Origin of the sequence: uncultured Nostoc sp. (assembly GCF_964245445.1) — a bacterium.
Lineage (GTDB): Bacteria > Cyanobacteriota > Cyanobacteriia > Cyanobacteriales > Nostocaceae > Nostoc.
Genome location: NZ_CAXTNE010000265.1, coordinates 1 through 10,900 on the forward strand (window position 1 = coordinate 1; position 10,900 = coordinate 10,900).

Sequence of the window (10,900 nt, forward strand, 5' to 3'; positions counted from 1 at the left end):
TCTAGGGGGAAGTTGTGAGCGTTACGCTCGTGCATTACTTCCATACCCAAGTTAGCGCGGTTGATTACGTCTGCCCAGGTGCTGATGACGCGACCTTGGGAGTCAATTACTGATTGGTTGAAGTTGAAACCATTCAGGTTGAATGCCATCGTGCTGATACCCAAAGCGGTGAACCAGATACCGACCACAGGCCAAGCTGCTAGGAAGAAGTGCAGTGAACGGCTGTTGTTGAAGGAAGCGTATTGGAAGATCAAACGACCGAAGTAGCCGTGGGCTGCAACGATGTTATAGGTTTCTTCTTCTTGACCGAATTTGTAACCGTAGTTTTGTGACTCGGTTTCGGTGGTTTCACGTACCAAAGAAGAGGTAACCAAGGAACCGTGCATTGCAGAGAACAATGAACCACCAAAGACACCAGCCACACCTAACATGTGGAAGGGGTGCATCAAGATGTTGTGTTCTGCTTGGAACACGATCATAAAGTTGAAGGTTCCAGAGATACCTAAAGGCATACCATCAGAGAATGAACCTTGACCGATTGGGTAGATCAAGAATACTGCGGTAGCGGAAGCCAAAGGTGCGCTATAAGCTACGCAGATCCAAGGACGCATACCTAAGCGGTAAGAAAGTTCCCACTGACGACCTAGGTAGCAAGCGCAACCGATCAAGAAGTGGAAAACTACCAATTGGTAAGGACCACCGTTGTACAACCACTCATCTAAGGAAGCAGCTTCCCAAATGGGGTAGAAGTGCAAGCCGATAGCGTTGGACGAAGGAACAACTGCACCAGAGATGATGTTGTTTCCGTAGATCAATGAACCTGCAACAGGTTCGCGGATACCATCGATGTCTACTGGAGGTGCTGCGATGAAAGCAATTACGAAGCAAACAGTAGCAGCTAGCAGGGTTGGGATCATCAGTACACCAAACCAACCGATATATATACGGTTGTCAGTGCTGGTGATCCACTCGCAAAAGCGATCCCATACGTTAGCGTCAGAGCGCCGTTGTAAGGTTGTGGTCATTGTTTTATAAGTGCTATGGGTTGTTAAATATGGAACAAGCAAATTTTGTTTTCGCCTGCTGAAATATAGTTTACATGAATTTACTTTGACGCGATCTCAGACTTAATATTCTGTAACAAAATACTTTAACAAGCTCATCGAACTGTAAAGTTTTCCTACTATAAACAATAGTCATAAAAGTAATGGATTTAGGCGTTGTAAGCCATTTCAACACCAAACTAGCTATAACTTCCAATGACGCGATCGCTTAGTCAATTCTCTTTACATTCCTTTACAAATAGCCTCTTGCAAAAATTTTAAGTTTTGTTGATTTGTAAAGAAATAAGAAGTTGTAAGTTGTCTTATGTTTTATCAAAAATCAAAGTAGATGTAGGGCAAACTGCCTTCAGGAGCTAATAACCAAACAGCGTAGAAACATAGGGGGACGAAGACAAGCTTAAGAGGCCAGTTCAACTCTAACTTCAGTATTCGGTTGAAGGTATAGACTACAGCCATAAGGGCAGCTATAGCTAGAAGTACCCAAGCGAGTTGAGATTGGCTCATATTTAAGGCTTCTACATAGACCTTTTCAGCAAACTGGGCATCAGCCGGATAACCCCAAAGATGCCGAATTACTAAAGAAGAGTCTTGAAGGTTAGGTAAGCGGAACCAAATCCAAGATGTAAAAACCATCAGTTGGGTTAATAACCAAGCGACAAAGATACCCAGAGGATTTTGCCAGAATTGTTCTAGATTTTCAAAGCGATCGCTCATATTATCTGTAAGTCGATGAACCACCAAGGCTAATCCGTGCAATATGCCCCAAACTACATAACCCAAAGCAGCACCGTGCCAGATACCAGCGATTAGCATCACAATAAATAAATTCCAGCAGGTACGGACTAAACCCCGACGGGAACCACCTAAAGGAAAGTAGACATAGTTACGTAGCCAATCTCCTAGAGTGATATGCCAGCGCCGCCAAAATTCTGAAATATTGGTGCTGAAGTAGGGAAAATCGAAATTCTCAGGTAGAACCAAGCCGAAAAGCATAGCACTACCACGGGCGATGTCTACGTAACCGTTGAAATCTAGATATAACTGCAAACCGTAGGCAAATGTAGCTAACCAGAGATCGGTACTACCCGCCCGTTGTAGATTACCAAAACATAAATCGACAAAAATACCAAGGTGGTCTGCAAAAATACCTTTTTTGACTGCGCCTCTAGCAATCAACCACAGCGCCTGGGCGACTCTATCGCTATTGGGTAAGTCTAGTGTATTGAATTGATTTGCTAAGTTGTGGTAGCGCGTAATTGGCCCTGAAATCAGTTTTACAAAGAATAATTTGTAGGTAGCAAATTTGAGAAACTGCTCAGTAGCAGGGGCACCGCGATAAATATCTATTAAATAGGCAATGCATTCAAAGGTAAAAAAGGAAATTCCCAAGGGTGCAATCAATTTAAAAGAGCTATCGGGTGAGTTTGTTTGCACATTAAAAACAAACTTGAATAAAGGGGTAAAATACTTATAACCTAATAACAGTAAAACATTTAGAACTATCCCCAGCCACAAAACTTTTAAACGACGGCGATTCCAGTCACCTTGGGCAAATTGCCACTCTTCATTAGAAATTTGCCAGTCAAGAGAATGTTTTCCTGGTGAGGTATTTTTACCGATCTCTAGCCCTACACGGAAATTAATATACGTCAATGCTAATAGTAATGGCATGTACTGGATCTGCAAAGATCCGTAGAAAACCAAGCTAGCAATTAGCAGCGTCCATAATCGCAATTTCTGTTGTGCTAAAGACCAATAAATTCCTAGTACACTCAATAAGAACAACCCATAAAAAATTGATATAAAGTTCATTTTTCAGTTATTTGTCATTTGTCATTTGTCATTTGTCATTGGGCATTAAAAAGAGGCAAAGGTGAAAATTCTTCTCCCTTGCTCCCTGCTCCCTGCTCCCCTGCCTCTTCCACACTCCCCACTCCCCAGTTCCCTACTTCACTGGCCAGGGAATCATCGGATCATTAGCCAGCTTTTTGGAGACTTCGTATGCTCCAAAGCGGTTGAGGTGGCTGGGATCAGAGTAGTAATCATTTGCTTTTGGCCACTGTTGGCTCAAATCTCGATAAATAAAGTTGGGATTAGTAGCTAGACGCAACATATATTGCTGAAATTCTTGCTCATATTGTCTACGCACAGGATCTAAATAATCTTCCGTCAGAGGCATGTTGACAAACACTAAAGAAATTTTCTGAGACTGGGCAAACTGAAGCACTTCTTGAAAGGCAGCATCTTGCTGTCCTTCTATTTGGAAAGATTTATAGTCGTTGTCGTAATTTCCGGGAACTCTAGAATGTTTTTGATAGTATCTAGCAGGATTGAAGCGAATTGACAAAGGTAGAAAGCCATCAAAATCAACTGCTTGCTGGGAAGTAATTTCATCTGAAGTACCGTCTGTTAACTGTTTTTGCGATCCAACCGTCTGATTGCGACCATTTATAAGCAGTTGTTTTTGCAGTAGACTTTTAATTTGGTCGCGGTTTGGATAGCTAGCAGAAAGAGATGCTAGAGCCTGATTTAACGACTGATTTACAGCTTCATAGGCGCTAATCTCCGGTTTTTCTTCTTTTATCTTTTCTTCTCCCGAATTTACCGTATTTTCAGGCAAATCGCTGCTATTGGCAGTTGTTGGGGCTTTTTGGAATGCTTGTTTATAACCAGCCGATGCAGTGATGGATTTAAAGGTAATATCTTCGCGTCCACCATTGAAAGCACGGGCCCCATCTGCCCAGATAATTACTTTAGGCAGTTCTGATGCTCCCAGTACGTGGCGAATCACAAAGTCTACAACTTGTGCGGTGGCACCGTTGATCCCAAAGTTAAATACATCAAGATTTGGATAGCCCTGAGTCGCTAAAGCTTTAGAAAGTGCTGCGGGATCTACTCCCCTGAGAGCGCGGGAGGAGCCAATAATCAATACATCTGGCGGAGTACCAGTTCTAGCCAAACGCTGTTTATACAGTGCTAGTTGCTCGTCTAACTGCCTGACATTAAAACTTGGCATTTGCGATCGCGCTGCTAAAAGAATAGCGGTAGCGGTTGCTTTTTCCTTCAGTGGTGCGGCTGCCAAATTATTTGTCGGGGTATCATCAGTTTGGGTAAACTCCGAAGCATTAAATACAGAACTCTGATTTGGAGAAGATTTTGTTTTGGAAGTGCTGGTAAAAAATGTCGTTTTCTCGCTCTGAGTTTTCCCAGATGTCAAAGATGCCTTTTCACCAGAAGATGATGAAGGCAAGACACTAGCTACTTTTGGTGCCGGCATAGTACTTGCAATAATTCGACCCAACACCCAATCAGTTTGAAGGGTAAGTAATAATCCCAGTGTTCCCCACACTAAAGCAACCTTAAGTCCTTGAACATCAGGGCTTTGTTCTGCTGACTGATCGCTTTCGATAAATAACTGGCTTTGTAACAGGAATTTTTTCGCGGTTGCACTTGTTGTTGTCATCCAATCTCGCGCGACTTTTGTGACAAAAGTTTGAACTTCTTCTGTCGTTAAGTCGGGGCGCAAAATTGGCTCACTAGTCTCAGAGGTTACTAAATCGTTAACGTATTTAGAAGTAGCAGCAAATTCTGGGGTTGCTTCTGGTACTAAACGTTGGCGATGTTCAATATCAAGTCCATAGTGCCAAAAAGGCTCTTTATTCCCAGCCCGACGACCGTAGACACGTACCCCCATAATACCGGGAATTTTTAATTGGCGGATAAACTGCGTAACTTTAGTTGCTACTTGTTGACGCCCTGGACAAACAGGTGCATCACACATGATGTGCAATAAATCATTTTTGTTCAGCAGAAGTACGCGAACTCCACCTGTCAATAAACGCCAATCCAGGTCAGCATTGAGTAAACGCTCTAGTAAAAATATGATGGCTGGTTCATCACCAGTATTCGCCAAATCTAGCGGTGATGTGGCAAAGGCGGGATATTTTGTCGCAGGTAAAGCTACCCAATCAATCCAAGTTGGTTCATTGTCGCCTGCTTTTTGTCCGTATATGGTGGCGGCAAGAATGCCTTGAGGTGCGATCGCTTCTAGCTGCGGTAAAATCGCCTCTAAGCACACTTCCTTGTCGGGGATTGGCGCAGTTCCTAAAGGATCAAAGGCTGGGCTACAAAAGATATGTAGCGTTGATTCTTTCAGAAAAGCTTGGACAGCAACTTTTAACCCTGACAATACCTCAGTTAATAATCGCGCGATCGCTTGTATATCCCCCCAACGCGCCCATTCCTTCAGCATTACCTCTGGTGGCGTCAAATCCACCCGCAGCAGCCAATCAGGGGCAGTTTCGCCGCTCACCTGAGAAACAACTACTGCATCTTGGTAGCCAGTAAGCTTGAGATAACGCAACTTCTGTGCTATTGGTTCAGCAAGCAACGATGCATCAGGGCTATAGCTCGACTGACAAAATATCCACAGGCGATTTTCTTCTGGCTGAGAGTTCTTTGGCTTATATGGCTTAATTTTTGCCTGTACTGATACACCTAACGTACTCAGAGTTTCGCTCAGATATCGAGCGATCGCTTCTGGGTTCCCTTGGCGTGCCAAACTTTCATTAGAGACAATCAGTGCCCCAGCCGACTGTTTTGATTTTTCCGAATCTTCTAGCAGCGCTTGCTTTACCTGCTCTAGATGCTTATCTATTTGATTCAAGTAAACCCGATGACACCATAAGGGGCGCTGTTCCCCTTTTCTTCGGCCATAGACAAATACTTGATATATTGAGGGTTGTTCGTCGCTTGTGAGAACATCCAAGTCTGTCTGCTGTAATGCTTGCAGCAAGTCAGATAAAGTATGCCAACGCTGCGGACATTCTGTACCTTCACAAAGAATATGAAGGTTATTTCCCCGTAACCGGACTTTCACCCCGAAAGTGTTGATCCCTGTTGCTTGGCTTACCCACTGCACTAAGGATTGCTGGCGATCTGGTAATACTGTTTTCATGCTCAGTTAACTTTACAAGAAGCGATTGTTGGGGGATAGTACCTGCACTTGTAAACTAGAACCATAGGTTTACCACACTCCGACGTTTTTTTTTAACAATTTTGTTACCTTCGTAGCTCATAAAATCGGCCAAGATAGTCTTGTACAGGTTGCAAGTCTGACTAATGTTGAGTTTTACGTTTATTTTACTAATAGGGAGTCAAAATTCAGAAGTTAGGAGTTAGGAGTTAGGAGTAAGAAGTTAGGAACCAGGAGTCAGAATAATTCTATATGACTGGCTGATGACTTATCCTTTAAAGCTGAACTTGCGTCCCACTGCGCTAACGGCCCTGATGAGCGAAACAAACAATAAGCTTATCTCATTTAAACTCCGTCTCTTGATGATCTTTGGAGTAATCATAACTTCTAACTCCTAATTCCTAACTTCTAACTACTAACTCCTAATTTCTGACTCCTTTTGACTCATATTCCCACACCAAGAATTAGCAATGCCTTCTGCCTACCAACAATCCTCAACTAACCCCGCATCCAATCTGGATTTCTTTAACATTCCCCAATCTTTCCTTTTACAAATAGGTACAGCGTCTATATTACTGCTGCTGATTACCGGAAAAACTACAGTAAGGGCACTAGAAGCCATAGGGGAAGCCAGTGAAGAATTATTGCGAGGCGATCGCTTACCCAACCTCGACTTTCCAGAGGATAGCGAAACTAATCAAACTTAGAAAATATACACCAAATAATTATTTGCTCAGGAACAACTTGGTGAGCATTAAGTGCGAAACCTAGAAGCGTAAACAGTAATTAGCTTTACAAGAATAGAGAATATGGGTTCCCTTTTATACTCTTCGTCTCAAACTGCGGATATATACCCGGTGTCGGAATTATTTTTGCGTCATCGTCTCCAGGTAGTGGAAGAATTGTGGGAGTCAGTTCTCCGGCAAGAATGCGGTCAAAACATGGTAAACTTGTTGCGGGAGTTGCGAAATTTGTGTTCACCAGAAGGACAAACAACAAATGACCAAGCATCCTCAGCCGTAAAATTGATTGAACAACTAAATATCAACGAAGCAATTCGCGCGGCTCGTGCTTTCGCTCTGTATTTTCAGTTGATTAACATCATAGAGCAGGAATACGAACAACGGCAGCAATTAAGTCGCTATGAGGTAGAAACAGAGCCTACAGATGCAGAAAGAGCATCTAATGTCAACTATTCTTCTAATCAAAGAGAAGATGACGCGCCTGTTAGCAGGGGAATAGCAGCAGAGTTGCTCAGAAAGAATTATCTAGAAAAAGCGCAAGTCAAACCAAAAGGTACTTTTGCTGCCTTGTTTCCCTATTTATTCAAACTGAATGTTCCACCCCAGCAAATTCAACGTTTAATTGCACATCTGGATGTGCGCTTAGTTTTCACAGCGCACCCGACGGAAATTGTTCGTCATACCATCCGGGATAAGCAGCGCCAGGTAGTACAACTTTTACAAAAACTGGATGCCTTGGAAAACCATTCTGGTGCAACAGCTGGGGGATATGCTTGGGAAGCAGCAGATGTACGCGAACAATTGCTCGAAGAAATTCGCCTCTGGTGGCGTACAGACGAACTTCACCAGTTTAAACCCACTGTGCTAGATGAAGTAGATTATGCCCTGCACTACTTCCAAGAAGTTTTATTTGATGGCATTCCTCAACTTTATAAACGTTTCAAACACACCCTATCTAATACCTTTCCTTGGCTAGAACCACCGAGTAAAAACTTTTGCTCTTTTGGTTCCTGGGTAGGCTCAGACAGGGATGGGAACCCATCAGTCACACCCGAAATTACCTGGCAGACAGCTTGCTATCAGCGCAAAATGGTGCTTGGGAGATATATTCAGTCAGTGAAAAATTTGATTGAATTATTGAGTGTGTCGATGCACTGGAGTGATGTCTTACCAGATTTGCTGGAATCTCTAGAGTTGGATCAGTCCCAGTTGAGTGAGGTATATGACGCACTGGCGCTGCGTTATCGGCAAGAACCCTATCGGCTCAAACTGGCTTATGTGCTGAAACGGCTGGAAAATACTCACGATCGCAATCTAGCTTTGTACAATCGGGAAACGCCAAAAAATCAAGATAGCCCCCTGTATCTTTCGGGAGACGATTTTTTAGCAGAACTGCGGATGATTCAGCGCAACTTGACAGAAACAGGTTTAAGCTGTCGAGAATTAGAAAATCTGATCTGTCAGGTAGAAATTTTTGGTTTTAATTTGACACAGCTAGATATTCGCCAAGAATCATCTCGCCATGCTGATGCGCTCAATGAAATATTGGAATACCTGCAAATATTACCTCAACCTTACAACGAACTATCTGAGGAGCAAAAAGTCGCTTGGCTCACAGGAGAACTGCAAACCCGGAGGCCGTTAATTCCGGCAGAATTGCCATTTTCTGAAAAAACCAACGATGTAATTGAAACCTTTCGCGTTGTCCGATCGCTACAACAAGAATTTGGTCTAAATATCTGCCAAACTTACATTATCAGCATGTGCCGCGACGTGAGCGACGTGCTGGAAGTATTACTTTTAGCCAAAGAAGCCAGACTTTTTGACCCAGCCATTGCTGTCGGAACAATTCAAGTAGTCCCCCTATTTGAAACAGTAGAAGATTTACAACGCTCCAGAAGCGTCATGCGGAAACTGTTTGAACTCCCGTTATATCGTGCTTTGTTAGCTGGCGGCTACGAACAGACAAAAACAGAGAGTGTTGTGGATGAAAATTCATCCTTCCCTAGTCCCCCTGTCTCTCCAGTACCCTCCCCCCTCTCCCCTAACTTACAAGAAGTGATGCTGGGGTATTCTGATAGCAACAAAGACTCTGGGTTTTTAAGCAGCAACTGGGAAATTCATAAAGCTCAAAAATCACTGCAACAAATAGCAGAAAACTACGATGTAAATTTGCGGATTTTTCACGGACGCGGCGGTTCTGTGGGACGGGGTGGTGGCCCTGCTTACGAGGCGATTTTGGCTCAACCGGGTCATAGTATCAATGGGCGAATCAAGATTACCGAACAAGGAGAAGTTTTGGCTTCTAAATACTCCTTGTTGGACTTGGCATTGTACCACATGGAAACCATCACTACTGCTGTGATTCAAGCAAGTCTGTTGCGGACAGGGTTTGATGATATTGAACCCTGGAATGAAATTATGGAAGAATTAGCAGTGCGATCGCGTCAACATTATCGTGCTTTAATCTACGAACAGCCTGATTTTGTTGACTTCTTCCACGAAGTGACTCCCATTGAAGAAATTAGCCAGCTACAAATTAGTTCCCGTCCAGCCCGTCGTCCATCTGGTAAGAAAGATTTAAGTAGTCTGCGAGCTATTCCTTGGGTATTTAGCTGGACACAAACTCGTTTTTTACTTCCTTCCTGGTACGGCGTTGGCACAGCTTTACAAGAATTCTTGAATGAAGAACCAGAAGAACATTTGAAATTACTGCGCTACTTTTACGTAAAGTGGCCATTCTTCAAGATGGTGATTTCTAAAGCTGAGATGACCTTGGCAAAAGTAGATATGCAAATGGCACATCACTACGTCCAGGAATTATCAAAACCAGAAGATCAACTTCGTTTTGCCAAAGTTTTTGACCAAATTGCTAGCGAGTTCTATCTCACAAGAGATTTGGTATTAAAAATCACTGATCACAATCGACTGTTAGATGGCGATCCTGTCTTGCAACGATCTGTGCAGTTACGCAATGGCACAATTGTCCCCTTGGGATTTATCCAAGTTTCACTACTTAAGCGCCTACGCCAGTCACTAAATACTACTGCTACTTCTGGAGTCATCCATTCTCGTTACAGCAAAGGTGAATTACTGCGAGGAGCATTGTTAACTATTAATGGCATTGCAGCTGGGATGAGAAATACAGGTTGATTGAGAATGAGGAGTGGGGAGTGGGGAGATGAGGGAGCAGGGGAGGCAGGGGAAGAGTTTCTAACTCTTGACAAATGACAAGTGACAAATGACAAAAAATAGAATTTTAATTTGCACTTTTTTGGCGCTATCAGCAGGTTTTTTTGGTGCTTACACCAGTGGGCAAATCACCATAATGCTGCATAGCCAAAAGTGCCAAAACCAACCTTGGGGTTTAAAGGAGATGTGCAATGCTTGGATGACACCAGGAGCAATATGGCAAGGTAGCACAACAGGATTATGGACAGGCACTATCTTAGGGGCATTTGTTGGTGGTTTGGTGACGCGACAAGCTCGTGATTAGTCTAGCGTGAGTTCGATGAACCTCTCCCTGCCTTGAACTAAAATTAAAGTCTGTCCCTCTCCGAGTCGGAGAGGGAAGGTTTTGCGTAGTAAAACCAGGGAGAGGTTTTTTTGATTCAGATCACTTAGACAGGCTTAATCAAGATAGATTCCTCGCGCGAAGGAAGAATTGCAAATAATCCTCGGCAGTAAAAAAGCCAGTAAGCAGGTTTGGTGTCAACAAGGCTGGTAAAATCTACCCATAACGAAGAAGAGTAAATCACCATGCCTACCGAAACTAACCCAGGAAATCAAACTACCACAGGTGCTGATGCTATTGATGAAGCGATCGCACAGGGAATTGATTTTGATGGTTCTCCTATTCCACCTGCCAAACTAGAACTTTATGGTAAAGTTATGGCCCTAGAAAGCAATAGACAGCGCAGTGGCGTATCTAATACTATGCGATCGCGCATTGTGCGAATTGGTGCAAAACACATTCCCCAAGCAGAACTCGACCAATTACTTGTAGATGCTGGTTTCGCACCCCTAAAAGAAAAAGAAATTGCCTTTTTCTATAGTGGTAAATAATTGACGCCTAATGTGAATTAGAAAAAAGGCGGGAGAAGTAAGAAGATGAAAGT

General features: G+C 43.2%; 7 protein-coding genes. 4 read left to right on the forward strand and 3 right to left on the reverse strand.

Going from position 1 to position 10,900, the window contains the following annotated elements; translation table 11 throughout:
* The 3 genes from psbA to ACFE90_RS30680 all read right to left on the reverse strand — a co-directional run.
* Positions 1 to 1,025 (reverse strand): photosystem II q(b) protein (gene psbA, locus ACFE90_RS30670; protein WP_375506119.1); only part of this gene is annotated, 1,025 nt, incomplete at its 3' end.
* A 351-nt stretch (positions 1,026 to 1,376) separates the two neighbouring features.
* Entirely contained in the window at positions 1,377 to 2,876 is a 1,500-nt protein-coding gene (locus ACFE90_RS30675; protein WP_375506120.1) for an MBOAT family O-acyltransferase, read from the reverse strand.
* 133 nt (positions 2,877 to 3,009) lie between these two features.
* A complete protein-coding gene (locus tag ACFE90_RS30680; RefSeq protein ID WP_375506121.1) occupies positions 3,010 to 6,021 on the reverse strand; it encodes a DUF1574 family protein in 3,012 nt (1,003 codons plus the stop codon).
* 488 nt (positions 6,022 to 6,509) lie between these two features.
* Here ACFE90_RS30680 and ACFE90_RS30685 point away from each other — a divergent pair, with 488 nt between their 5' ends.
* From ACFE90_RS30685 to ACFE90_RS30700, 4 genes are all read left to right on the forward strand, one after another.
* Positions 6,510 to 6,746, forward strand: coding sequence for a hypothetical protein (locus ACFE90_RS30685; RefSeq protein ID WP_375506122.1), 237 nt, complete (start codon positions 6,510 to 6,512; stop codon positions 6,744 to 6,746).
* A gap of 102 nt (positions 6,747 to 6,848) precedes the next feature.
* Positions 6,849 to 9,935: a phosphoenolpyruvate carboxylase gene (ppc, locus tag ACFE90_RS30690; protein WP_375506123.1), complete on the forward strand. Its 3,087-nt coding sequence runs from the start codon at positions 6,849 to 6,851 to the stop codon at positions 9,933 to 9,935.
* 88 nt (positions 9,936 to 10,023) lie between these two features.
* Entirely contained in the window at positions 10,024 to 10,278 is a 255-nt protein-coding gene (locus ACFE90_RS30695; RefSeq protein WP_324978072.1) for a hypothetical protein, read from the forward strand.
* Between the two features lie 263 nt (positions 10,279 to 10,541).
* A complete protein-coding gene (locus ACFE90_RS30700) occupies positions 10,542 to 10,847 on the forward strand; it encodes a DUF4090 family protein (protein WP_334916865.1) in 306 nt (101 codons plus the stop codon).
* The last annotated feature ends 53 nt before the right edge of the window (positions 10,848 to 10,900 follow it).